Source organism: Thermosynechococcus sp. B1 (genome assembly GCF_030322985.1).
GTDB lineage: Bacteria > Cyanobacteriota > Cyanobacteriia > Thermosynechococcales > Thermosynechococcaceae > Thermosynechococcus.
Genome location: NZ_CP096573.1, coordinates 2,256,105 through 2,278,970, shown reverse-complemented (window position 1 = coordinate 2,278,970; position 22,866 = coordinate 2,256,105). Strand labels below are relative to the sequence as shown.

Genomic DNA, 22,866 nt, shown 5'->3' with positions numbered 1-22,866 from the left:
TCTCCTCTGTAGCTGCCCCCACTACAATAGTAGGCCTGTAGCCCCTTGCCACTGTCGAGGAACAAGCCAATGTCGCAGCCGACCCATCGCTTTAATCTCCGTGTTTGGGGGCAGTTTCTGCGGATTGCCCAACCCTATTTCTTTCCCCGCGATCGCTGGGGCAGCAGTGTGATCTTTATCCTGCTGCTTTTTCTAGTCATTGCCCTCATGTTTGGCTTCCTCTTCGGTCTGACGGCAGCCGTGACCTTTGGCCTTAATGCCCTTGCCCCCGAACTGATGGGACAAATTGCTGGCGGCCTCATGGAGATGATGCAATCCCTGTGGGCACAGCCCCTCAGCCGTAGTATTCTGCTGGGGACGGTGATTGTCCCCTTGGGCGTTTTTGCGCTGCTGCGGCAACCCCTGCTGCCGCGGTGGCAAGCGTGGGCACTCTTGGGGTTACTGCTGATGCTTTCCCTCTCTGTGAGTGGCCTCAACGTGATCATTAGCTTTGTCGGGCGCTTCTTCCAGACGGCACTGGCGGAGAAAAATGCTGAAACCTACTGGCGATTCCTCTTGGTGTATGCTGGCGTTTTTGTGGTGGGGACGCCGATTGTCGTCATTTATCGCTACGTGCGCGAATATCTAGGGCTGCGCTGGCGGGATTGGCTCACCCGTCATTTTTTGGATCGCTATTTCCAGAATCGAGCCTACTACACCATCGAAAACCAAGGCGAGATTGATAACCCTGATCAACGGATCACCGAGGATATCCGCTCATTTACCCAAACCTCACTCCAGTTTCTACTAATCATTCTGGGCGAAATTATTGACCTCATTGCCTTTAGTGGCATTCTCTGGAGTATCTCCCAAACCCTAACGCTGACCTTGGTTGGCTATGCCATTGTCGGTACGATTGTGACCGTTTTGATTGGGCAACGCCTGATTTGGCTGAATTTTAACCAACTGCGACGGGAAGCAGACTTTCGTTATGGCCTTGTCCATGTGCGCGATAATGCCGAGTCCATTGCCTTTTATCGCGGTGAAGGCCAAGAGTCGGTACAGGTGCGTCAACGCTTTCTCGAGGTGCTGCGGAACTTTAACCTCTTGATTGGCTGGCAGCGCAATCTGGAGTTTTTCACCACGGCCTACAACTACTTTGTGGTGATTGTGCCAGCAGCTGTGGTTGCTCCCCGCTACTTTGCTGGTGAGATTGACTTTGGTGCTATTAGCCAAGCCAGCTTTGCTTTCTCGCAGGTGCTGGGGGCACTCTCAATCATTGTGAACCAGTTTACGAACCTCACGGGCTTTATTGCGGGTATTGAGCGTTTGGCAGAGTTTGATGAGGTTTTGACAACGCCCCCAGTGCCCCCCCAATCCCAAATTCAATTGGTGGAGAAGTCCTACATTGCCCTAGAACACGTGGCTGTGGATACACCGAACTTGGCACGGCGGCTGGTGGAAGATGTCACATTTGCCCTTGAGGCGGGGGAAAGTGTGGTGATTATGGGGCCGAGTGGGGTGGGTAAAAGTTCGCTCCTGCGGGCGATCGCTGGACTCTGGCAAAGTGGCAGTGGCCGTATTATTCGTCCCCCCGTAGATGAAGTGCTCTTTTTGCCCCAACGCCCCTATATGGTGCTGGGTACGTTGCGCACCCAACTGCTCTACCCCAGTGGCGATCGCCAGACCCCGGACGATGTGCTTTTGCACGCCCTTAACGAAGTCAACTTGGCACATTTGCCGGATCGCGTCGGTGGCCTCGATGTGGAATTAGCGTGGGATGATGTGCTGTCGCTTGGGGAGCAACAACGACTGGCGATCGCCCGCCTGCTGCTAAATCACCGCCCCTACGCCATTTTGGACGAAGCCACCAGCGCCCTAGACTTAGCCAACGAAAAACGGGTCTATGAGCACATTCAGCGCACCACCCGCAACTACATTAGTGTTGGCCATCGTGAGAGCCTGATGCAGTACCACAAGTACGTTTTAGAACTCAAAGGCGATCGCGAATGGAAATTTTATGCCCTCAGTTAGGTATCGCCGTAGCGGCACACTGTTTTAATATTGACAAACTCCAACAGTCCTGCCCGTCCCAGTTCACGGCCATAGCCAGAGGTCTTGATCCCGCCAAAGGGCAAACGTGGATCTGACTTGACCATCGCGTTAATGAAGACAGCACCCGCTTCGAGATCCCGCACGAGGATCTCCGCTTCATCGCTCTCCTGTGTCCAAGCACTGGCGCCTAAACCAAAGGGTGTGGCATTGGCCAGTTCGATTGCCGCAGTTAGGGACGGTACCCGAAAGAGCATTGCCACAGGCCCAAATAGCTCTTGGGTAAACACGGGGTTATCTGGAGTGACCTCTGCCAACATCGTCGGCGCAAAGAAATACCCCTGCTGACAATGGCTCGGCAGATCAAGGTTGCGGCGGTAAAAGACCTTGGCACCATGGGCAAGGGCAAGTTCAACCTGGGCGTGGAGTTCATCACGGATGGCGGCAGTAGCAAGAGGCCCCAGTTGTGTGGTGGGTTCCAAGGGATCGCCAATCACCCACGTCTCGAAGGCGGCTTTCATGCCCTCGGCAAAGGTGTCATAGACAGCCTCATGGACAATAAAGCGTTTAGCCGCAATGCAGGATTGGCCATTGTTAATCATGCGGGCTTGGACAGCGGTGGCAATTGCTTGGGGGATATTGGCACTGGGCATGACAATAAAAGGATCACTTCCCCCCAGTTCCAGAACGGTTTTCTTGAGGTGCTGACCTGCTGCTTGGGCTAAACTTTTGCCCGCTGCTTCGCTGCCCGTGAGAGTCGCTGCCTTAATACGCGGATCCGCCACCAGATCAGCAACGGCACTGCCAAGAATCAGCAGGGTTTGAAAGACCCCCGCAGGAAAGCCCGCTTCCCTCAAGAGCTGGGCGATCGCCAGCGCGCACTGAGGCACATTAGAAGCATGCTTGAGCAGAACCACATTCCCCGCCATCAAGGCCGGTGCCGCAAAGCGAAACACCTGCCAAAAGGGAAAATTCCACGGCATCACGGCCAAAATAATGCCAAGGGGCTGGTAATGAATCCCGCTGTAGCTTGCCTCTGTGGGAATTAATTCAGGCCGCAGGAAAGCTGTCCCCTGCTCGGCATAGTAACGACACACCCACGCACATTTGTCAATTTCAGCCCGCGCCTCTGTCATTGGTTTACCCATCTCAAGGGTCATGAGGCGAGCAACCGCATCCCGCTGCTGTTGCAGGAGATTTGCTGTGTTTTCTAGCCACTGGGCACGCTGCTCAAAGGCTGTCAGACGATAGGTCTCAAAGGTCGTCGCCCCTTGGGCAATCGCCCTCTCCACTTCCTCAGCCCCTAAGGGGGAAAAAGTTTTTAAGACCTCAGCCGTTGTGGGATTAACCGACGCGATTGCCATGATTAAATTTCCCTATCTGGCTGACGCCAGCGATCGCTAGCGCCTAGGACGTGGGTTCAGTATGCTAATTCTAGCGTTTGTTACAGTCCCTATCCTCTTGATGAATGGGGCGATCGCAAACCATCGTTGTGCATTTTCATCGCAGTTTTGGGGCACGCTTTTATGGCAACCATTGTTGATGTTGCAGTGAATACTCCTGGCTTTTCCACACTAGTGACTGCTGTCAAGGTGGCCAATCTGGTGGAAGCCCTGCAATCGCCGGGGCCTTTTACGGTGTTTGCCCCCAATGATGATGCCTTTGCCAAGTTGCCCGATGGCACCATTACCTCCCTTGTGCAAAATCCTCCCCAGTTAGCGCGGATTCTCAAATACCATGTGGTTGCCGGTGCCTACAAAGCCGCCGACCTGAAAAAGATGGGAATTGTCACTTCCCTCGAAGGTTCCACTATTCCGATTCATGGCGATCATCCCTTGGAAGTCAAAAACGCCACTGTCCTTGCCGCTGATATTGAAGCGGAGAACGGTATTATCCATGTCATTGACACCGTGATCTTGATGGGGCTGAATCCAGCCCACTCCTTTCAGGACACCAACATCCCCTACAAAGTCTAGGGCGTTAGCGAATTTCCCGCACCAAAAGCCCTTGGCGGATTTTCTCCTCCACAAACTGGCGGTAAAGCTCTAGCTCTTCATAGGTGACTTTGCCATCGGCGCGAATTTGTCGCTTGATTTGCGCCATTTCGTCGACAGTCAATACGCCGTCGGCGATCGCTCGCTCTAGCAGTTGTTTGAGTTGGGCTAGTTCTGCTTTATCGGCCTCTGAGAGAGGGGTTCCATTTGGCTGATAACGTTCCATAGCACTCTTGCCTCAACAACCTCTCTACCCTATTCTCACCCTGCAACGTTGGTGTCGAGGGGCTAGGAACTTAAATCTTGATAAACTTTAGTTATGGTCTAAAAAGAATCTCTGAGTCGTTCTCAAGCTGTTGGAACCAAACAATGCAAGTATCAGAAATGAAGTACGGCGAACGCGCCATTCAAGAAGGGCAACTGATTACATTTCCCAATCCACGTCCCGGTCGGCAATACACCATTGAGATTACCCTGCCGGAGTTTACCTGTAAGTGTCCATTTTCTGGCTATCCTGACTTTGCCACGCTTTACGTTAGCTATATTCCCCATGAAAAGGTGGTGGAACTGAAAGCGATTAAGCTTTACATCAACAGTTATCGCGATCGCTACATTTCCCACGAAGAAGCGGTGAATCAAGTCCTCGATGATCTCGTGGCCGCCTGCGACCCCCTCTACATGAAAATCAAAGGGGACTTTGCCCCCCGTGGCAATGTGCATACCGTTATTACAGTCGAACACCATCGCCAGCCGGACAGTTCGTGCTAAAATTATAGACTGCAAGACTGCGGACGTAATTCAGTGGTAGAATGTCAGCTTCCCAAGCTGAACGTCGTGGGTTCGAGTCCCATCGTCCGCTTTCCCTAAAAACCACCAAAATACGGTACTCTAGGACATTTCAGAGATTCAAAGCTGCCCTTTCGCGCTAGCGTGGCGGAGCCATGAAGGGCGGGGCTTTACCCAATTGTTTGGTCACCAACCCCCTCTATCAGCAGGTATAATCTAATGATGTTCTGCCCCTGCGGTTTCACTGATTATGCCCTTCGAGATCAATCACGGTCTGGGTCGCTTTAACTCCAAACGGGATCTCCATGCTGCCCTAGGCATTCCATTGTCGGCAGCACCCGGGGAAATTCGCAAGCGGTATCTCAAAATTGCCAAGACACTGCACCCCGACAGCCGTGATGATGAATCGGGCAAAAAAATGGCCAGTGATTTGCTCTCCAAGTTTGTGAATCCTGCCTATGAGGTGCTTTCCCAAGAAAAAGAGCGGGAAGAATATCAAGTCATTTTGCGCTTGCTTGAAAAGCAACTGCTAACGGCCAATATTGTGCCAACGCCCACCTTTGATTTGGCACAGGAAGTCTTTAACGCCGCCAATATTGAAGAAGCCTATCAAAAGGCGCTCAATACCCTTGCCCAAGATCAGTACAAAGACTTAAACAATGCCCTGAAAATTAGCGAACAAATTAGTGAACTCAATTTGATTTACTTGTGGCGATCGGCGGGCGGCAAGGCAACCGCAGCCACACCCACCGTTTCTACGCCTGCACCCCCACCCAAATCAGATGAAACCCAAGTGCGTGCCACACCAGCAGCCGCCACAGGGACGACACCGCCGACAGAGGCTCCCAAAACAGAGCAATTTACAGAGCAATACCTCCGACGGGCAGAGGAACTCTTTAATAAAGGCATTTATCTGGAAGCCATCAAAGAATTGAAGGATGCCCTGAAAATTGACCCCCGCAGTGCCCGCTGCAATGCTCTCCTAGGCAAGGTGTACCTGCAACAAGGCTCCCTCAGTATGGCCAAAATTCACTTTAATCAAGCCCTGAAGCTGAATCCTCAAGAGGTGACGGCCATACAGGGACTCGAAGCAATTAGCAAGAGGGAGCGCAAAGCCCAGCAACAGCAAAAAAATACTGAGCCGCCAAAACCGGAGAAAAAGAAATCTTCCTTCTTTGGTCTTTTTGGGAAAAAATAATTCACTATGGTGTATCAACCTGCCTGTGGTGCCCGCGATATTTTGCCCCTTGATGTGGCACGGCAACGGTGGCTAGAGCAGCGCTTGGAGCGCGTCTTTCAAAGCTGGGGGTATCAAGAAATTATTACGCCGACGATCGAGACCCTAGCAACCCTCACAGCAGGGGGAACGGTTCATCCCGAGACGGTCATTCAAGTCCAAGGCAGTGGTGATGAACCCTTGGGATTGCGGCCAGAATTAACGGCTTCGATCGCTCGTGCCGCTGTAACTCGTATGGCAGGCAGGCAACTGCCCCAACGGCTCTATTACAAAACCAATGTCTTTCGGCGGACAACCGTGGCAGAGTTGGGCAACCAGCAGGAATTTTTCCAAGCGGGAGTGGAGCTACTGGGGGCAACAGGTTTAGCGGCGGATGCAGAAATTCTCTGGCTGGTGCAGGAGTGCCTTGGGGCGTTAGCGGTTGAGGAGGCCTATCTCTTGGTGGGGGATGCCCACCTGACGCAACAGTTGCTCAGTCCCTTTCCAGCGGAGCTGCAAAAAACGGTGCGCCAGTGCTTGGCTAATTTAGACCGCGTGAGTTTGCAGGCTCTCCCCGCTCCTTGGCGCGATCGCGCCCTTGCCCTCTTTGATCTACGGGGCACTCCAAGGGAAGTGGGGGAACGCTTGGCGCAGTGGTCTGACGTGGCAGGGGTGGCCGATCGCTTTGGGGAATTGCAACAGTTGTTGGGCTTGGTGGCTGAGTCTTTGGCGATTACCCTTGATCTCAGCCTTGTGCAGTCCTTTGATTACTACACGGGGATTATCTTTGAGGTTTTAATTCCCACGGAAACGGAACTGCGGTTGGTGGCTCAAGGGGGGCGCTATGATCAACTGCTCAGTATCTATCATCCAGACGGTGCCACGGTGCCGGGGATTGGTTTTGTCTTTAATGTCGAGGCGCTCTTGCAGGCGATCGCCATTCCCCCAGCGGCTCTCTTAGCTCCCCGTAGTCAGTGGCTGGTGGTTCCCCGCACAAGCAACGCCCTCGCTGCTGCCCTCCACCATGCCCAAACCCTACGCTTGGATGGCTCGACTCGGGTGGAGTTGGCACTTCTAGATCTGACGCCAGAACAAATCCGCGCCTATGCCCGCGATCGCCAGATTCCCTATATTGCTTGGATTGAGCGTGATGCGCCACCGCAGATCGAAGCCCTCAGTGATGGGGCAACCTATTTGCAGATTCAGAGTGTCTAGGCCATGCTAACGATCGCCCTACCCAAAGGTGCCCTACTCAAAGATAGTATTGCCTACTTCCAACGGGTGGGCTTAAATTTTGCAGCGCTCCTCGAGCCGGGAAATCGCCAACTACAAGTGCTTTCTGAGGATGGCCGTGCCCGTGCCCTTTTGGTACGTGCCCAAGATGTCCCGGTTTATGTGCAGTATGGTCAAGCGCAGTTGGGCATTGTGGGCTACGATGTGCTGCGGGAAAAAAATCCCCACGTGGCCAAGCTAGCGGATTTAGGTTTTGGTCAGTGTCGGCTGTCGGTGGCCGTCAAAGCCTCTAGCCCCTACCGCAGTGCCCGCGATTTGCCCCCCCATTGCCGCGTCGCCTCAAAGTTTGTCCGCTGTGCCGATGCCTTTTTCCAGCAGTTGGATTTGCCCGTGGATATAGTGCCGCTCTATGGTTCGGTGGAACTGGGACCGATTACGGGGATGGCAGAGGCGATTGTGGATTTGGTGTCAACGGGGCGCACCCTCAAGGAAAATGGCCTTGTGGAGTTAGAGCAAATTTTTAGCAGCACCGCCTACTTGATTGCCCATCCCCGCAGCTATCGCCTCAACCTCAATGGGCTTGGACACTATGTTCCGCAGTTAACAGGAGCGATCGCCTGATCTCATTTTTGGCCGTGCACAACCATGGCTGGCAGGGGTTCATTGATCGACCCCCGGCAGTTGCCATTGGCGCGATTGAGTTCCTGAATCTTGTGGTGGGCCCGCTGCCATGCTTCGACAAAACGGCTGACACGAATGGGGTCAATGGGTTGTTCAATCTGGCCATTGCGCTTCAGAGAACTGGCAACAATGACGCCGTTGACGTAGGGCACTAATTGCTCCACATTGTCCCAAGAGGCACCACTGCCAATAAAGAGGGGTTGTCCCTTGGCGGCACTGGCGGCGACGGATAGATCTTCCTCAGTGGGCGGATGTCCCGTTGCCCAACCCGAGAGAATCACCCCATCGGCGAGTCCCCGTTCAAAGGTGTCCCGTACCGCAGTGGCGAGGTTCGGACTGTGGAGCGGCTGGGCGTGCTTTACCATCACATCGGCAAAAATTTTGATGTCTTGCCCCAGTTCGCGGCGGTAGCGCAAGAGTTGATGGGCTTGGCCTTCAATAATGCCTTGATCTGTCGCCATTACCCCAGTGAGCACATTAACGCGGATAAATTGTGCCCCGGTACAGGCAGCGATCGCCAGACCACTGAAGGCATCATTGCGCAGCACATTCAGGCCAATGGGCAAGGCCACCAGATTCTTTAACCGCTGCACCACCAAGGTCATGGCACTAACGACGGCGGCATCCACCCGATCTTTGGTGAAGGGAGCATCAAAGAAATTCTCAACAATAATGGCATTGGCTCCCCCTGAGGCGAGGGCTGTGGCTTCCTGTTCTGCGCGGTCAATAACGGCCTTCAGGCTCCCCCCCCAACGGGCAGAGGTGGGTAAGGGAAGGAGGTGGACAACACCAATGACGGGGGTTGCAGTGTGAAAGAGAGTCTGGAGATCCACAACGATTTCGGCAATAGGTGAACAGTGCAGGTATAACAGGAGGAGTGGCAGGCACTCTACACAGGCACAATGGCAGAATGCACTGACTTAAGTATATCCCCGTCTGACCCCCCCCTCGTGGCGATCGCCCTCGGAAGCAACCTTGGTGAGCCATTGCTGCAACTGCGCTCAGCCGTCCAAGTGCTTGCCCAAACGCCGGGGATTCATGTCTTAGCCTGCTCGCCGTGGTATCGCACGACCCCCGTAGGCCCCCTGCAACCGGACTACTGGAATGGCTGTCTTATTGCCCGAACGCAACTTTCCCCTTGGGCACTTCTGCAAACGCTGCAAAGGATTGAGACGCAGTTTGGTCGCCAACGGCAAGAGCATTGGGGATCCCGCACGCTTGATCTGGATCTGCTGCTCTATGGCGATCGCGTCATGACCACTGCCGAACTCACCCTGCCCCATCCCCGCTTGGCCGAGCGACCCTTTGTCCTTGTGCCCCTTGCAGCGATCGCCCCCCACTGGCGACACCCCCTACTGGGTGAAACCATCCAAACCCTACGGGAGCGGGTGGGGGATGCGGGCATTATTGCCGTTCTTTCTGACGATGCTGGCGAAACCACGTTTGCAACTGCTGCCGACAGGCCGCCGCCTGAACCCCGCTAATCACCTGAAGCCGGTGGAACACCGCTGGGCTTTGCGGAAGTTGCAGCACTGAATCAATGGCCCCTGCTTTTGGATCGGTCGTCCCGTAGATGAGGGTGTGAATGCGGGCTTGAACAATGGCAGCGGCACACATCGGGCAGGGTTCTAGGGTCACATAGAGGCGGCAGCCCGTTAAATACCACGTACCTAGACGTTGACCCGCGCGGCGGAGGGCAATGATTTCCGCATGGGCAGTGGGGTCATGATCTCGCTGGCGGCGATTTTCCCCCGTGGCAATGAGTTCATTCTCGGCACTGACAATCACCGCGCCTACGGGCACTTCATCGGCGGCTCCTGCCTGTGCTGCGAGGGCGATCGCCTGTTGCATCCAAAAGTCATGCGGGTCTGTTTCGGATAAAGGGAGAATGTCTGGCATGGCGATCCCGTTGCCGCAGTGGCTATGGTACTATTTTTTCAGTTCTCTTGCGATCGCTGAATTCTTTTAGGAAAACACCATGATTGATTCTTTAGTTTTGGTTGCTAAACTCCCGGAAGCCTACGCCATTTTTGATCCCCTCGTGGATGTACTGCCGGTAATTCCTGTGCTCTTTTTGGCCTTGGCCTTTGTTTGGCAAGCCGCTGTCGGTTTCCGTTAAAGATAGCTTCGATCAAAATAACCCTGTTGACTTGCCCCGTTGATTTCAGCGGGGTTCTTCTTGACTTTTGGCATGTGTTTCCCCTATGGCAGGTCACAGTAAGTGGGCAAACATTAAACGGCAAAAGGCGCGGGTGGATGCCCAAAAGGGCAAGACCTTTGCGCGGCTATCGCGAGCGATTATTATTGCGGCGCGGCATGGGGGAGGGGATCCAGCGGGCAACTTTCAACTGCGCAGTGCGATTGAGAAGGCAAAAGCCGCGGGGATTCCCAGTGAAAATATTGAGCGGGCGATCGCCAAGGGCACCGGTACCCTCGACAGTGATGCTCCCCTAGAGGAAATTCGCTACGAAGGCTATGGGCCGGGGGGTGTGGCGTTTTTGATTGAGGCCCTCACGGATAATCGCAATCGCACGGCAGCGGATCTGCGGGCAGCCTTTAATAAACAGGGGGGCAACCTCGGCGAAACCGGCTGTGTGGGCTGGATGTTTGAGCAGTGGGGCATTGTTACTGTTACCGCCCCTACAGATGAGGAAGCCTTCCTTGAGGCACTACTGGCGGCGGATGTGGAAACCTACGAGATCCTAGAGGGGGTGGCTGAAGTGCGCTGTCCCGTGCCTGCCCTAGAAACCGTCAGCGAAACCCTGAAAGAACACGGCTACACTGTTCTCGACACCGAAAGCCGCTGGGTCTCAATGAATACGGTAGAAATCACCGATGAAGATACCGCGCGGCGCGTCCTTAAGCTTATGGATGCCCTCGAAAATCTCGATGATATTCAAAGTGTGGCCACCAACGTCACGATGAGCGATGCCCTCATGGAGGCGATGTACGTCTAGGCATCCGTGGTTTTACGGGATTTTGGCAAAGATTTCTGCGCTGCTGAGACTCAAAAAATTGAGTGGAAACACGGTAGGCAGCCAAAGGCAGCCGTGGGAGCATAAAAGTACGGTTGCAGGCATTGCACCGAGGCACGTTGTGTGTAACCAGACTGAGGCTCTCCTGAGAGCGATCGCTCTTCTTCTCTCAATCAACGTTGATTGCCCGTGTGTTCCCGCCTTTGTGTGTTTCCCCTGTCGGCTCGTGTGTGTTCCTCAGGTTCCCTGCTGAAAAAAGTTGTAGCCAGTTTTTAATGTGTTTCCTGAAGCGCTGGGAGGGGGGCGGCAGCGAAATAGCGACGACGGAAATTTTCCTCGGCGATCGCTGCTGTGAAGGTCTCTAAGGCCACCGCCGTATGGGGGGAAGACTTCACTTCAGGTGGCCATTCACACCAAAACTCTTCTCCGCTCTGCATAACTTGAACCCCCAGTGTCTCCAGCACATTGAGGGCATAGTTCAAGGTGGCCGCTTCAATGCCAAGGTGTTCCCGCAACTCCTCGCGTTGTAAAGATGTTCCCTGTTGACTGGCTTGTTGGCATAACGTCAAAAATACCTGCCAGACTTTTAGGGCGTCCTGCTCTGGGGGGAGAGAGTAGGCCAGAATTAAAGGTTGCTGTTCCCTTTTCGCTCGCTGAATCCACTGGCGCCAGCTTTCCCGTGATGTCGGGCAAGTTTCGACGCGCAGACCCTTGCCGCTTGCCTCGTGGGGGCGATCGCGATAATCCATGAGGGACTGAAAAGAGGCCGATTGGATGACATTCGTTGCACTGGGTCGCAGCTCTTTAATGACGGCTGATAGGGACTTTTGCCACTGCTCTAGCTCAATCACCAGATCACAGCGTTCTTTGGGACAATCCGCCACTTGATGATCCCACCACTTGGCAGGAAAGGAGGACTTCCCTTGGGGATCGCGAAGCAGCATTGAGACGTATTTTCTGATGTTCTGATTCCCCCTGTTCTGGTTATCTTTGAGGTCAGTAAGTTCCACATTGCGCACCAGCAATCGCGGCAAGGGATGGTGAGTTGAATCAAAGGGAGCCAACACTTCCAGTTCCCTGAACAATCGCTCATTGAGTTGATCCAAGGTCACTTCCAAGTCAATCCGCAAGGGTTGCGGTGTGGCGCTAGCTGTGCCCTCCTGCTGTGCCAAGAATTGGTTGAGGGCGGCTTCCAAAAGGGGAATATGCGCCACCTTCAGCCGAAAGCCCGCTGCATAGGGATGCCCGCCAAACCCCTCAAATAAGTGCCGTTGGCTATAGAGTGCCTCATAGAGGTCCACAAAGCCATCAGACCGCGCTGAACCTGCTGCCATTCCCGTTTCTGGATTTGTCTGAAGCAAAATGGCGGGGCGGCCATAGGTTTTGACAATCTCGTTTGCCACTAGCCCCAAAAGACTCAAGGGCCAACTGTTATCGGTGAGGAGAATCACCCGCGATGCTGAGAGGTCCAACTGAGCGACTTTGGCATGAGCCATCTGAGCAATCTCTTTTTGGCGTCGCTGCCGTTCTGCATTCACTTTTTCAATGTGCTGTGCCAACTGCCGTGCTTGACGCCAATCTTGGGTGGTCAACAGCGTAATCAAAGGCCGCACATCTCCCTCTACACGACTGACAGCATTGAGGCGGGGTGCGACGGTAAAACTAATCTGCCGTTGCCGAGCCGTGTCTTTGGACGCGCCCTGCAAAAGGACAGCAATACCCGGGCGGAGGGGCTGACGCTTGCCGAGTTGTTCTAGGCCGCGCTGGGCAAGGTAGCGGCACTCATCCCTCAATTCAACCAAGTCGGCAATCAGGCCAATGGCCACCAAATCAAGGAGGTTTTCGAGGGCATACCCTTGGGTTTTCTCTGGCCATGTTGCGTAAACGGCTTCCAAGAACTTGTAGGCAACGCCAACCCCGGATAAATGGCGCAGGGGATGCTCCCAAGGCAACTGCCGCGGATTGATCAGCGCCACAGCCCCCAAGGGTGTGGGTTCAAGGGTGTGGTGATCGGTAACAATCACCTCCATCCCCAACTGACGGGCAAAGGCAATTTCAGCACCATTGGTACAGCCCGTATCACAGGTAATGATCAGGGAAACTCCTTTTTGCTGAAGCTCCTCAAGGCCATGGGGCGAGAGACCATGGGAATCTTGCTGGCGATTTGGAATATAAAAGTCCACCAATTGCGCCCCCAAAAGCGGTTTTAGCCCTTCCCAGAGAACGGCGGTGGCCGTGACCCCATCGGTGTCAAAGTCTCCCCAAATGGCAACGTTTTCTTGATTGTTTAGGGCTTTCTGCAAACGGGCTAGGGCAGCTTGCATTTCTGGAAACTCAAAGGGAGAGGCAGGTTGGTAGTGTCGCCAATTTAAAAAAGCGGGCACTTGCCGATGAAGATCGCGATAGCCCCGCTGCCAAAGCAACTGGGCAGTGATTGCCCCCGCATCGGGGTGGAGGCTCTTGACTTGCTCGATAAAGTCTAAGGGGGCAGGGTGAGCAGAACAGGATTGCCAAGGACGCTGCATGGAAGTTCAGTTTCTAGGGAAGGGCAGCAGAGATATTCTTTGACTATTCCTTTAATCATAGCGATCGCCCGCGCAAGCTGGAGAAACCAACAAGAATTTCTGCTGATCTCTACCCCTACCCATAGGGTAACGATACAATCAGGACAGCCATTGGGGATATGAGAAACGTGAATCATACGTTTTTAGTTGATGGGGGGCGGTGGCTGCTCAAGGGAATGTGGTTAGAGGCCAATCAGGAACCCATTCCCGTGACGGGGAGGATTCTTGTCTCCTACGGCCAAGATGACTGGTTTTCAATGGCCGCCAAGATCACCTTTCCCGATCAAGTCAAGCCAGAATTAGTGTTGCAGTCGCGGGGGAAGTTGGAATTGGATGAGCAGGTGTTTACCTATGTGCTCCAACACAGCCTCTTTGGTCGGCTGGAGGGAGAGGGATGGATTACGCCCCATGCGATCGTGCAGCAGTTTATTTTGCTGGGGGATGCCAACCGCTGTACAGGCTTCGAGCACTACTGGCAACTGGATGCCAATCATTACACACTGCTGAGTGGGATTCACAACAGCCATAAGCTCAAACATTTGCTCGAGGCAACGCTTGAACGGGTTTAGCGGCCTGCACGGATGCGCTGGCAATGGCGGGTGTACGAGGAACTCCTTCGAGAACCCTTGGCAACGGCGCAGCGGGTCTGGCGATCGCGCTCAGGGATTTATCTGCGCCTCGAAGATGAACAAGGTCAAGTCGGCTACGGTGAAATTGCCCCCCTTCCCGGCTGGGGCAGCGAAACCCTCAGTGCCGCTATTGCCCTGTGTCAGCAACTGCCCACCCACCTCACCCCAGAGATCATTGCCGCAATTCCTGAGGACTTACCCGCCGCCCAGTTTGGTTTTGCCACGGCATGGCAAAGTGTGAGCCAACTTCCCTATCGGCTACGCCCTTGGCCAATCTGCGCCCTTTTAGGCAGTGGTCGAGCCGCCCTTGAGCAGTGGCAGCAGCCTTGGCAGCAGGGGCAAACTACCTTCAAATGGAAAGTCGGTGTCCTGTCCCCAGAGGAGGAGCAAGGGATCCTCAGGGAGCTACTGGCCGCACTGCCTCAGGGGGCTAAATTACGCCTTGATGCCAATGGGGGTTGGGATTTGGCAACTGCAGAGCGGTGGTTTGCTTGGCTCGATCGCCATGGGAACGGCAAAATTGAGTATGTGGAGCAACCGCTACCCCCTGACCAATGGCAAGCCCTATTGACCCTAGCCCAGAGGGTGACAACACCAATTGCCCTCGATGAAAGTGTGGTCAGTGCCACTGAATTGCAGCGTTGGTTAGAGCGCGGCTGGCCGGGACGCTTTGTGATTAAGCCAGCGCTTTTTGGCTCTCCAGAACGCTTGAGTGTCCTGTTGCGTCAAGGTTTAGAACCGCAACGGTTGGTCTTTTCCTCTGCCCTCGAAGGGGCGATCGCCCGCACGGCAATTTTTCAGCTCTTTGAAACATGGCAGCCCTGTCATGCCCTTGGCTTTGGCGTCGAACGCTGGCGATCGGCTCCCCTACTGACCACTCTTGCGGATTACACAGCGATATGGGATTGCCTTGACAATTATGGTAAAAATTACTATAAATAAAACATCCTTCACCTCTCAAAGCCATGACAGGTTTCACCTTGGCCGCCAGTGATTACAGTTTGCTGACGGATCTCTACCAACTGACAATGGTAGCCACCTACGCAGGTGAGGATTTGGCTGGGACGCCCGCCAGCTTTGAACTCAGTGTGCGGCGACTGCCCCGGGGATGCACCTATTTGGTGGCCATGGGGTTGGCTCAGGTACTGGAATACCTACAACAGGTGCAATTCACCCCCCAGCAAATTGATTACTTGAAAAGTCTAGCGGTTTTTGAGCGGGCACCTGCAGCATTTTGGGACCTGTTGAGCCACAGTGAGTTTCGTGGGGATGTCTGGGCGGTTCCGGAAGGGACAGTGGTGTTTGCCCAAGAACCCCTGCTGCGGATTGAAGCCCCCCTCTGGCAAGCCCAGTGGCTAGAAACTTGTCTGCTCAATATCGTGAACTACCAAACCCTTGTGGCCACCCGCGCTTCTCGGCTGCGCCAGTTGGTGGGGGCAGAGATTGATCTGTTGGAATTTGGTACGCGCCGTGCCTTTAGTCCCCAAGCGTCCCTGTGGGCAGCACGCTCAGCCCTCGCCGCCGGATTTACAGCCACCTCGAATGTCTTAGCAGCACAGCAGTTGGGGGTTTCCCCCACAGGCACGATGGCGCATTCTCTGGTGATGGCGATCGCCACCCTCGCTGGTACAGAACAGGATGCCTTTACGGTTTTCCTGCGTTACTACCCGGAAGGGGCACTCTTGGTAGACACCTATGACACCCTCGCCGCCGTTGCTACTTTGGCCGATCGCCAAGCGGCCGGGGAAATTATCGTCAAGGCCGTGCGCATTGATTCAGGGGATCTCCTCAGCCTCTCCCAAAAAATTCGCCAGCTCTTGCCCCAAACAAAAATTATTGCCAGTGGGGATCTCGATGAAGCCGAAGTTCGGCGCTTGAAAGCAGCCAACGCCCCCATTGATGCCTATGGCATTGGCACCAAGCTGGTCAGCGGCGAAACCGTCAACGGTGTCTATAAACTAGTGGAGATCAATGGTCAGGGGGTGATGAAGGTCTCCAGTGGCAAAATGACCCTACCCGGACGCAAGCAAATTTATCGCCGTCCCAGTGGGGATTGCCTTGCCCTTGCCAGCGAGGAAAATGTTTGGGGCAGACCGCTCCTCGAACCCGTCATGAAGGCAGGGCGCCCCCTCTCTCCCCCGGAGTCTTTGGCGACAATTCGCGATCGCCACCGTGCCAGCCTAGCAGAGTTGCCCGAGACCCTCTTGGATGTGACCCAGCCCGTGGTTTATTCCCCTGCCCTTGACACCCTGATTCAACAATTACGCCACCGCCCATGACGATCGCCCTTTTTGGTACCAGTGCTGATCCACCCACCGCCGCCCACGGGGATATTCTCCAGTGGTTGAGCGATCGCTATGACCGCGTCCTAGTGTGGGCAGCCGATAACCCCTTCAAAGGGCAGCAAACCCCCTTGCCCTATCGCCAAGCCATGCTCAATCTCTTGGTGCGCAGCCTCAACCGCCCCAACGTCGAACACCACCCCGAACTCAGCCACCCCTACACCATCCATTCCGTTGAGCAGGTGAAACAACAGTGGCCCGATGAACCCCTCACCCTTGTGGTGGGCAGTGATGTTCTCGCTAAGCTGCCCCAGTGGTATCAGGCGGCGCAGCTCCTTAAACAGGTGAAGCTCTTGGTCTTGCAGCGTCCCGGCGTCATCATTGACCCCAAGGATTGGCAAGCTGTGCGGCAATTGTGTCCCCAGATGGAACTGGCAAACTATCGGGGGCCAGCGGTCTCCTCGACGACCTATCGGCAACAGCGGGATGAACAACAACTTCTGCCGGCGATCGCCCAGTATATTCAGCAGCAAGGACTCTACTCCCAGCCATGAGCGCCTCCCCTTTGCCCCTTGCGGAATTTGTTGTCGGTGTGGACAACGTCATTTTCTCCGTGGATACGGATCAAAATCGCCTCCTTGTGCTCTTGGTGCAGCGACAACAGGTGCCCTTTGCCGGGTATTGGAGTCTCCCCGGTACCCTCGTGCGGCAGGGGGAATCCCTCGAAGCGGCTGCCTATCGCACCCTCGCGGAAAAAATTCGCGTCAGTAACCTCTATCTGGAGCAACTGTACACCTTTGGCGAACCGGCGCGGGATCCCCGCGAGACCACCTATGGCAAGCGCTATCTGTCGGTGAGTTACTTTGCCTTGGTGCGCTTTGCCGATGCGGAACTGATTGCGGTGGGCGAATCTCCAGTGCAGTGGTTTGCCCTAAGTACCTGTCCAGAACTGGCCTTTGACCATAGCAAAATCTTGGCCTATGGTCACCGCCGCCTCTGCAATAAGCTGGAGTACAGCCCTGTGGCTTTTGATGTGTTGCCTGAGTATTTCACCCTCAATGATCTTTACCAGTTTTACAGCACCGTTTTGGGAGCCAACTTCTCCGACTACTCCAATTTCCGCTCACGGCTTTTGAAACTCGGCATTTTGCAGGATACGCACCAAAAAGTGATCCGCGGCGCGGGCCGACCGGCAACGCTCTACCGCTTCGATCGCGAGGCCTTTGCGCCCCTTAAGGATAAGCCCCTAGTTTTTGTCTAACCTTTGAGGAATTTCTATGGCTGTGCATCTGTGGATTGCGCAACTGAACCCCACCGTCGGCAGTCTCAAGGCCAATGCCCAAGCAATTCTCACCGCAGTCCAAGAGATCCGCAGCCAGCACCCTCTGGATTTGCTGATCACCTCTGAACTCGCCCTCTGTGGCTACCCCCCCAAGGATCTGCTCCTCAACCGCTACTTTGTTGAAGCGATTCAAGCAGAACTGCACCGCCTTGCCGCTGCCTTACCGGCTGATGTGGCAGTTTTAGTGGGCACAGTGCTAGCCAATCCCGCCGCTGGCGTCAAGGGAGAAAAGCCCCTCTACAATGGCGCAGCCCTCCTGAAGGGGGGACAGGTGCAACAGGTCTTTGCGAAGCAGTTATTGCCCACCTACGATGTCTTTGATGAATGTCGCTATTTTGCCCCCGGCGGTACGGAGAATCTCTTTACGCTGACGACGGCCAGCGATCAACTCAAAATTGGCGTCACCATCTGTGAAGACCTCTGGAACAATGAGCAGTTTTGGGGAGAGCGGCACTACCAGCGCAATCCGGTTGCTGCATTGGTGGCCCAGGGAGCAGATCTGATTGTGAATCTTTCGGCATCGCCCTACTGTGTGGGGAAACCGAAGTTACGGCAGGCGTTGATTGAACATACGGCTCGCCAATATGGCTGTCCCTTAATCTACGCCAATCAGGTGGGAGGCAATGATGATTTGATTTTTGATGGCAGCAGCTTAGCGGTGAATCGTCAGGGGCAGATCGTTAGCCAAGCCAAGGGGTTTCGTGAGGACTACCTAGCCGTGCGCTGGGAAAAGGGAGACCTCGAACCAACGGCGATCGCCCCTGCAGCCACGGGCGAACCTGAGGAAATTTGGCAAGCCTTGGTTTTAGGGGTGCGCGACTATGCTCGCAAATGTGGCTTTCAACAGGTGGTGATTGGTCTCAGTGGCGGGATTGATTCCGCCTTGGTGGCGGCGATCGCGACGGCAGCCTTGGGCAACCAACAGGTGCTGGGGGTGTTGATGCCCTCTCCCTACAGTTCCGATCACTCAATCACCGATGCTAAGGACTTGGCCGCAAATCTGGGCATTGCCACGCAGATCTTACCGATTGCGCCCCTGATGCAGACCTACAGTGAGGTGCTGGCGCCTCTATTTGCTGGTACCCCCAGTGGAGTTGCTGAGGAAAATATCCAAGCCCGTATTCGCGGTACGCTGCTGATGGCGATCGCCAACAAGTTTGGCCACTTGCTCATTTCCACCGGCAATAAATCCGAACTGGCGGTGGGCTACTGCACCCTCTACGGCGATATGAATGGTGGCCTTGCAGCCATTGCCGATGTACCGAAAACCCGTGTCTATGAACTCTGCCATTGGCTGAATCAGCAGGCCGCTCAGGGGCATCCGATTCCCGATCTGGCGATCGCTGGTGCCGTTGTCATTCCCCCCCACATTCTCACCAAAGCCCCCAGTGCCGAACTCAAGCCCGGTCAAACGGATCAGGATAGCCTACCGCCCTACGACATTCTCGATGGCATTTTGGTACGAATGATCGATCGCCACCAGTCAGATCAGGAAATTGCCGCTGCGGGATACGACCTAGACTTGGTGCAGCGGGTGCGCCGCATGGTTCAACGGGCAGAATTCAAACGTCAGCAGGCGGCACCGGGGTTGAAAGTGACCGATCGCGCCTTTGGTTCCGGTTGGCGGATGCCGATTGCCGCCCAGTGGTAAGCTACAGCAGTCCCATGGCTTGCAGTTCTTGGCTGAGGCGTTGCGCTTCTTGGGGATTTTGAACCTGCAGTAAATGAATGGCTTGCTGCAGTTTGTCAAGGGCCGGTCTGACTTGTCCTAAACGCAGCAGCAGTGCCCCCTGATTTTGATAGGCTAAGGCACAGGTGGGATCCACGGCTTGCAGGCGATCGTAGGTGGCAAGGGCATCGCCCCAGCGTTTCAATTGCTTTTGGGCCTCCGCCAGCCGCAGATAGGTTGCCAGATGCATCACCTCAGGGGTGGGGGTTCTGAGGGCGGTTTCATAGGCTTGGATGGCTGCCGGCCACTCACCGCGTTCGGCATAGAGATTGCCCCGTTGATAGTGGAGTTCGTAGGCAACGGCGGGGGGGACGCTTTTGACCTTTAGCCCCTGCTCCAGACAGTGCTGAGCCTGCTGCCAAGCTCCTTTAGCCAGATACACCCCTGCCAATTTACTCCACAGGTAGGCATCCTCAGGGTGCTGCTCAAGGTGGCGGCGCATGATCCGCTCCGCCCGTTCCTGCTTTTGTTGTCGCTGGGAACCAAGGTAGCCACTGTGCACAATGGCCACACGGTTAACTTGACCAATTTGCCAATGGGGTTCCCGCTGTTGCAGGGCAAGAACGCTGTCATCAATCGTTTCGTGGTACGGACGCTGAAAAAAGAGGTCGGGATGGTGACGAAAGAGGCGCGACACATAAGTATAGGGGGGCACAACGCCCAATTCCTGCCGCAGCAATACCACCACCAGCCAATTCGGTTGTCGGCAGATCTCAGGCAGCACGGCGGCAAAGGACGGTGTCAGCGTTTCATCCGCATCGAGAACCAGTACCCACTCGGTAGTGACATATTGCAGGGCAATGTTGCGAGCGGCAGCAAAATCCTCTTGCCAAGGAACTTCATAGACCCGTGCTCCCCACTGGCGGGCGATCGCCACCGTTTCATCCTGTGACCCCGTATCCACAATCACCGCCTCATCCACCACACCAACCACACTGGCAAGGCATCGGGGTAAGCGTGCCGCCTCATCCCGGACAATCATACAGAGGGTAATGGCCATAGCAACTAGGCAAAGTCACCAATCAGCTTCACTTCCGGCTGCAACCACACGGACCAGTGATCCGCAACAGCAGCTTGTACATGGCGAATCAAGCGATAGACATCCATCGCTGTTGCGCCGCCACAGTTGAGAATAAAGTTGGCATGTTTTTGGGAAACTTGGGCGCGGCCAATCTGGTAGCCCTTCAATCCCGTTTGCTCAATCAACCAACCGGCCGCCTGCTGCTGAGGATTGCGAAAGACACTGCCACAGTTGGGGAAGTCGTAGGGCTGCGTCCGCAGGCGATCGCTCAGGTGTTTTTGGGTGTCTGCTTTGACCTGGGCTGGATCATGTCCCGGTTCCAGCTGCCATGTGGCCTGCAACACCAATCGCTGGCTGTTCTGAAGACAAGAGGTACGGTAGCCATAGCCCAACTCCCGTGCCGCCACCACCGCCAACGTGCCATCGGGTTCTAAAATCACTGCTGACACCAACCGCTCCGCTGTACAGCCGCCGTGGGCACCCGCATTCATCACCACTGCCCCGCCTACGGTACCGGGAATGCCAACAATCCACTCCAGACCGCGCCAGCCCAGTTTTGCGGCATAGTGAGCCAACTTGGGCAAGGGATACCCCGCACCCACCGTCAGTTGTCCAGTTTCTAGATCACTTTTGAGATAGCGCAGATGCTTGGTTGCGATCACAAGACCCGCCACACCGCGATCGCTCACCAGCAGATTAGACCCTGCCCCCAAAACCGTAATTGGCAGTTCCTGTTCCTGCGCCCAAATGTAGGCTGCCTGCAATTCAGCGACCGTACGCGGTTCCACAAACCATTCAGCACAGCCACCCACATTCAGGGTCGTAAACTCGGCAAGGGAGATGTGGCGTTGCAGAGGGCACTGGGTTTGGGGCAAGCAGGGCAAGGTCATAGGGCGATCGCCTCAGTGAGGGAAGAGACACTTAATTGTTCTTGATCCGCCATTACAGACGGAATCAGTTGATTGAGGTTGCCAGCCCCAAGAAAGATCACCAGATCCCCAGGTTGCAGCAGATGCGCCAAGCGAGTTTGTACCGCTTCAAGGGTGGCGCAATAATCCACTGCAGCATGATACTGACGGGCACAGGCGGCCACATCGGCACCACTAATTGTGCCGGGATTGGGTTCACCCGCACTATAGATATCCGTCAAGATCACGTGATCCGCTGCGGTGAAGCACTGGCCAAAGGCCTCGAGAAAGGTTTGGGTGCGGCTATAGCGATGGGGTTGAAAGACTGCCACGATCCGTTGCCAAGGGGCGTGCGTACCCACCTGCAGGCGGGCTGCTTTTAGGGTAGCTATAATTTCGCTGGGATGGTGGGCATAGTCATCAATAAAGCGAATCCCATTCACCTGTCCCCGTTCTTCAAAGCGGCGGCGGGCACCGCGAAACTCCAATAAAGCAGCAGCAATGGTGGCAAAGTCAATGCCAAGATAACGTCCCACTGCAATCACCGCCAGAGCATTTTGGAGATTGTGGGCACCTAAGACACTCAGTTGCAGAATGCCAAGGGACGTGCCCCGCTCCCAAACCCGTGCCGTGGTGCCCTCAGAGGTGTATTGAATATGATCCACACAGTAGTCCACCGTCGCTTGTCGCTGAAGGCTATAGGTCAACAGGCGCGGATGATGCAGGCGATCGTGGATATTCGGACAATCGGCACAGCCAATCACAATGTCTGCCTGATCAGCAAACTGCTGAAACGTGGCCACCACCTCTTCCAAGGAATTGTAGTGATCGGGGTGGTCAAGCTCGATATTCGTAATGACGCCAATATGGGGATGGAATTTGCGCAGGGAGCCATCGGACTCATCCGCTTCAGCAACAAGGTAAGGACCTTGACCCACGCGGGCGTTGCCCTGCCACGCCGCCACTTCACCCCCGACGATAATCGTTGGATCCAGCCCGGCTTGCAACAGCAAATAGGCAATCATGCTGCTGGTGGTTGTCTTACCGTGGGTACCGGCAACGGCAATACTTTGGTGACGGTGCATTAGGGCAGCCAGCAGATCGGAACGATGAAAAATTGGACAGCCCAATCGTTGAGCCGCTTGATATTCAGGGTTATCGCTGCCAATGGCAGTGGAGGAGATGACTTGAGGCAGCGGGGCAAAGGGATACCTTTCAAGGTTGGCCGCACTCTGACCAATAAAGATCTGCACACCTAACTCAGCCAGTTGCTCGGTCAAGCGGTTGGGACGCAAATCGGATCCAGACACCCTAAAGCCCTGCTTGGCGAGAATGTAGGCAAGGGCTGACATACCAATACCACCAATGCCAATGAAGTGGAATGGACGCTCACTAAACTCCATCACTGGCTGATTTGCCACAAACAACTCCTTTGCTCCACCAAAAAGAAATACGTTAATCAATAATTAATATCA

Annotated in this window: 23 protein-coding genes and 1 tRNA gene; 16 read left to right on the top strand and 8 right to left on the bottom strand. The window is 54.9% G+C overall.

Features of this window, described 5'->3' with window-relative positions; translation table 11 throughout:
* The first annotated feature begins 69 nt into the window (after positions 1-69).
* Positions 70-2,013: an ABC transporter ATP-binding protein/permease gene (locus tag M0644_RS11310; protein WP_286625756.1), complete on the top strand. Its 1,944-nt coding sequence runs from the start codon at positions 70-72 to the stop codon at positions 2,011-2,013.
* On the opposite strand, the gene M0644_RS11305 is transcribed toward M0644_RS11310, so the two are convergent.
* Positions 2,010-3,395, bottom strand: a complete 1,386-nt coding sequence (locus tag M0644_RS11305; RefSeq protein ID WP_286625755.1) for an NAD-dependent succinate-semialdehyde dehydrogenase — start codon at positions 3,393-3,395, stop codon at positions 2,010-2,012. The two genes, M0644_RS11310 and M0644_RS11305, sit on opposite strands and share 4 nt — an antisense overlap.
* Positions 3,396-3,557: 162 nt before the next feature.
* Here M0644_RS11305 and M0644_RS11300 point away from each other — a divergent pair, with 162 nt between their 5' ends.
* Positions 3,558-4,007 carry a fasciclin domain-containing protein gene (locus M0644_RS11300; RefSeq protein ID WP_149820912.1) on the top strand — a complete coding sequence of 150 codons (450 nt, stop codon included), beginning with the start codon at positions 3,558-3,560 and terminating at the stop codon, positions 4,005-4,007.
* Positions 4,008-4,011: 4 nt separating this feature from the next.
* On the opposite strand, the gene M0644_RS11295 is transcribed toward M0644_RS11300, so the two are convergent.
* A complete protein-coding gene (locus tag M0644_RS11295) occupies positions 4,012-4,251 on the bottom strand; it encodes a hypothetical protein (protein WP_149820910.1) in 240 nt (79 codons plus the stop codon).
* A gap of 143 nt (positions 4,252-4,394) precedes the next feature.
* Between M0644_RS11295 and queF the strand changes: the two genes are divergently transcribed.
* The 5 genes from queF (at position 4,395) to hisG (ending at position 7,881) form a co-directional block, all read left to right on the top strand.
* The gene (gene queF, locus M0644_RS11290) at positions 4,395-4,793 is read left to right on the top strand and encodes a preQ(1) synthase (RefSeq protein WP_149820908.1); all 399 of its coding nucleotides are present in this window, start codon (positions 4,395-4,397) and stop codon (positions 4,791-4,793) included.
* Between the two features lie 19 nt (positions 4,794-4,812).
* A tRNA-Gly gene (locus M0644_RS11285) sits at positions 4,813-4,884 on the top strand.
* Between the two features lie 177 nt (positions 4,885-5,061).
* Entirely contained in the window at positions 5,062-6,009 is a 948-nt protein-coding gene (locus M0644_RS11280) for a DnaJ domain-containing protein (RefSeq protein ID WP_286625753.1), read from the top strand.
* Between the two features lie 6 nt (positions 6,010-6,015).
* The gene (locus M0644_RS11275) at positions 6,016-7,242 is read left to right on the top strand and encodes an ATP phosphoribosyltransferase regulatory subunit (RefSeq protein ID WP_149820904.1); all 1,227 of its coding nucleotides are present in this window, start codon (positions 6,016-6,018) and stop codon (positions 7,240-7,242) included.
* Positions 7,243-7,245: 3 nt separating this feature from the next.
* Entirely contained in the window at positions 7,246-7,881 is a 636-nt protein-coding gene (hisG, locus tag M0644_RS11270) for an ATP phosphoribosyltransferase (protein ID WP_149820902.1), read from the top strand.
* 2 nt (positions 7,882-7,883) lie between these two features.
* On the opposite strand, the gene btpA is transcribed toward hisG, so the two are convergent.
* On the bottom strand, positions 7,884-8,774 hold the full coding sequence (gene btpA / locus M0644_RS11265; RefSeq protein WP_149820900.1) for a photosystem I biogenesis protein BtpA: 891 nt from the start codon (positions 8,772-8,774) through the stop codon (positions 7,884-7,886).
* 69 nt (positions 8,775-8,843) lie between these two features.
* Between btpA and folK the strand changes: the two genes are divergently transcribed.
* A complete protein-coding gene (gene folK / locus M0644_RS11260) occupies positions 8,844-9,425 on the top strand; it encodes a 2-amino-4-hydroxy-6-hydroxymethyldihydropteridine diphosphokinase (RefSeq protein WP_286625750.1) in 582 nt (193 codons plus the stop codon).
* On the opposite strand, the gene tadA is transcribed toward folK, so the two are convergent.
* Entirely contained in the window at positions 9,346-9,840 is a 495-nt protein-coding gene (gene tadA / locus M0644_RS11255) for a tRNA adenosine(34) deaminase TadA (RefSeq protein WP_149820895.1), read from the bottom strand. The genes folK and tadA overlap by 80 nt on opposite strands.
* Before the next feature lie 79 nt (positions 9,841-9,919).
* Between tadA and M0644_RS11250 the strand changes: the two genes are divergently transcribed.
* The gene (locus tag M0644_RS11250; RefSeq protein WP_399373920.1) at positions 9,920-10,060 is read left to right on the top strand and encodes a photosystem II reaction center protein K; all 141 of its coding nucleotides are present in this window, start codon (positions 9,920-9,922) and stop codon (positions 10,058-10,060) included.
* 85 nt (positions 10,061-10,145) lie between these two features.
* The gene (locus M0644_RS11245) at positions 10,146-10,898 is read left to right on the top strand and encodes a YebC/PmpR family DNA-binding transcriptional regulator (RefSeq protein WP_149820893.1); all 753 of its coding nucleotides are present in this window, start codon (positions 10,146-10,148) and stop codon (positions 10,896-10,898) included.
* A gap of 290 nt (positions 10,899-11,188) precedes the next feature.
* Here M0644_RS11245 and recJ read toward each other — a convergent pair whose 3' ends face one another.
* Positions 11,189-13,441 carry a single-stranded-DNA-specific exonuclease RecJ gene (recJ, locus tag M0644_RS11240; RefSeq protein ID WP_286625749.1) on the bottom strand — a complete coding sequence of 751 codons (2,253 nt, stop codon included), beginning with the start codon at positions 13,439-13,441 and terminating at the stop codon, positions 11,189-11,191.
* A gap of 158 nt (positions 13,442-13,599) precedes the next feature.
* Between recJ and M0644_RS11235 the strand changes: the two genes are divergently transcribed.
* The 6 genes from M0644_RS11235 to M0644_RS11210 are packed head-to-tail and all read left to right on the top strand — an operon-like array spanning position 13,600 to position 19,384.
* Positions 13,600-14,049 carry a hypothetical protein gene (locus tag M0644_RS11235; RefSeq protein WP_149820889.1) on the top strand — a complete coding sequence of 150 codons (450 nt, stop codon included), beginning with the start codon at positions 13,600-13,602 and terminating at the stop codon, positions 14,047-14,049.
* Positions 14,050-14,061: 12 nt separating this feature from the next.
* Entirely contained in the window at positions 14,062-15,051 is a 990-nt protein-coding gene (locus tag M0644_RS11230; RefSeq protein WP_286625748.1) for an o-succinylbenzoate synthase, read from the top strand.
* 23 nt (positions 15,052-15,074) lie between these two features.
* Positions 15,075-16,388, top strand: a complete 1,314-nt coding sequence (locus tag M0644_RS11225; RefSeq protein ID WP_149820885.1) for a nicotinate phosphoribosyltransferase — start codon at positions 15,075-15,077, stop codon at positions 16,386-16,388.
* On the top strand, positions 16,385-16,945 hold the full coding sequence (locus tag M0644_RS11220) for a nicotinate-nucleotide adenylyltransferase (protein ID WP_149820883.1): 561 nt from the start codon (positions 16,385-16,387) through the stop codon (positions 16,943-16,945). The genes M0644_RS11225 and M0644_RS11220 overlap by 4 nt, the downstream gene beginning before the upstream one ends.
* Positions 16,942-17,652, top strand: coding sequence for an NrtR DNA-binding winged helix domain-containing protein (locus M0644_RS11215; protein WP_149820881.1), 711 nt, complete (start codon positions 16,942-16,944; stop codon positions 17,650-17,652). Before M0644_RS11220 ends, M0644_RS11215 begins: the two co-directional genes overlap by 4 nt.
* Before the next feature lie 16 nt (positions 17,653-17,668).
* Positions 17,669-19,384 carry an NAD+ synthase gene (locus tag M0644_RS11210; protein WP_286625747.1) on the top strand — a complete coding sequence of 572 codons (1,716 nt, stop codon included), beginning with the start codon at positions 17,669-17,671 and terminating at the stop codon, positions 19,382-19,384.
* A 1-nt stretch (position 19,385) separates the two neighbouring features.
* Here M0644_RS11210 and M0644_RS11205 read toward each other — a convergent pair whose 3' ends face one another.
* The 3 genes from M0644_RS11205 to murC are packed head-to-tail and all read right to left on the bottom strand — an operon-like array spanning position 19,386 to position 22,794.
* A complete protein-coding gene (locus M0644_RS11205) occupies positions 19,386-20,462 on the bottom strand; it encodes a TPR domain-containing glycosyltransferase (RefSeq protein WP_286625746.1) in 1,077 nt (358 codons plus the stop codon).
* Between the two features lie 5 nt (positions 20,463-20,467).
* Positions 20,468-21,373 (bottom strand): UDP-N-acetylmuramate dehydrogenase, encoded by a 906-nt coding sequence (gene murB, locus M0644_RS11200; protein WP_149820875.1) that lies wholly within the window; start codon positions 21,371-21,373, stop codon positions 20,468-20,470.
* The gene (murC, locus tag M0644_RS11195; protein ID WP_190278349.1) at positions 21,370-22,794 is read right to left on the bottom strand and encodes a UDP-N-acetylmuramate--L-alanine ligase; all 1,425 of its coding nucleotides are present in this window, start codon (positions 22,792-22,794) and stop codon (positions 21,370-21,372) included. The genes murB and murC overlap by 4 nt, the downstream gene beginning before the upstream one ends.
* Positions 22,795-22,866 lie beyond the last annotated feature (72 nt).

Excerpts from the sequence above, each read along its gene's own strand:
- M0644_RS11310 (WP_286625756.1), top strand. The coding sequence starts at position 70 with ATGTCGCAGCCGACCCATCGCTTTAATCTCCGTGTTTGGGGGCAGTTT.
- M0644_RS11305 (WP_286625755.1), bottom strand. The coding sequence starts at position 3,395 with ATGGCAATCGCGTCGGTTAATCCCACAACGGCTGAGGTCTTAAAAACT.
- M0644_RS11300 (WP_149820912.1), top strand. The coding sequence starts at position 3,558 with ATGGCAACCATTGTTGATGTTGCAGTGAATACTCCTGGCTTTTCCACA.
- M0644_RS11295 (WP_149820910.1), bottom strand. The coding sequence starts at position 4,251 with ATGGAACGTTATCAGCCAAATGGAACCCCTCTCTCAGAGGCCGATAAA.
- queF (WP_149820908.1), top strand. The coding sequence starts at position 4,395 with ATGCAAGTATCAGAAATGAAGTACGGCGAACGCGCCATTCAAGAAGGG.
- M0644_RS11280 (WP_286625753.1), top strand. The coding sequence starts at position 5,062 with ATGCCCTTCGAGATCAATCACGGTCTGGGTCGCTTTAACTCCAAACGG.
- M0644_RS11275 (WP_149820904.1), top strand. The coding sequence starts at position 6,016 with ATGGTGTATCAACCTGCCTGTGGTGCCCGCGATATTTTGCCCCTTGAT.
- hisG (WP_149820902.1), top strand. The coding sequence starts at position 7,246 with ATGCTAACGATCGCCCTACCCAAAGGTGCCCTACTCAAAGATAGTATT.
- folK (WP_286625750.1), top strand. The coding sequence starts at position 8,844 with ATGGCAGAATGCACTGACTTAAGTATATCCCCGTCTGACCCCCCCCTC.
- tadA (WP_149820895.1), bottom strand. The coding sequence starts at position 9,840 with ATGCCAGACATTCTCCCTTTATCCGAAACAGACCCGCATGACTTTTGG.
- M0644_RS11250 (WP_399373920.1), top strand. The coding sequence starts at position 9,920 with ATGATTGATTCTTTAGTTTTGGTTGCTAAACTCCCGGAAGCCTACGCC.
- M0644_RS11245 (WP_149820893.1), top strand. The coding sequence starts at position 10,146 with ATGGCAGGTCACAGTAAGTGGGCAAACATTAAACGGCAAAAGGCGCGG.
- recJ (WP_286625749.1), bottom strand. The coding sequence starts at position 13,441 with ATGCAGCGTCCTTGGCAATCCTGTTCTGCTCACCCTGCCCCCTTAGAC.
- M0644_RS11235 (WP_149820889.1), top strand. The coding sequence starts at position 13,600 with ATGAGAAACGTGAATCATACGTTTTTAGTTGATGGGGGGCGGTGGCTG.
- M0644_RS11230 (WP_286625748.1), top strand. The coding sequence starts at position 14,062 with ATGCGCTGGCAATGGCGGGTGTACGAGGAACTCCTTCGAGAACCCTTG.
- M0644_RS11225 (WP_149820885.1), top strand. The coding sequence starts at position 15,075 with ATGACAGGTTTCACCTTGGCCGCCAGTGATTACAGTTTGCTGACGGAT.
- M0644_RS11220 (WP_149820883.1), top strand. The coding sequence starts at position 16,385 with ATGACGATCGCCCTTTTTGGTACCAGTGCTGATCCACCCACCGCCGCC.
- M0644_RS11215 (WP_149820881.1), top strand. The coding sequence starts at position 16,942 with ATGAGCGCCTCCCCTTTGCCCCTTGCGGAATTTGTTGTCGGTGTGGAC.
- M0644_RS11210 (WP_286625747.1), top strand. The coding sequence starts at position 17,669 with ATGGCTGTGCATCTGTGGATTGCGCAACTGAACCCCACCGTCGGCAGT.
- M0644_RS11205 (WP_286625746.1), bottom strand. The coding sequence starts at position 20,462 with ATGGCCATTACCCTCTGTATGATTGTCCGGGATGAGGCGGCACGCTTA.
- murB (WP_149820875.1), bottom strand. The coding sequence starts at position 21,373 with ATGACCTTGCCCTGCTTGCCCCAAACCCAGTGCCCTCTGCAACGCCAC.
- murC (WP_190278349.1), bottom strand. The coding sequence starts at position 22,794 with ATGGAGTTTAGTGAGCGTCCATTCCACTTCATTGGCATTGGTGGTATT.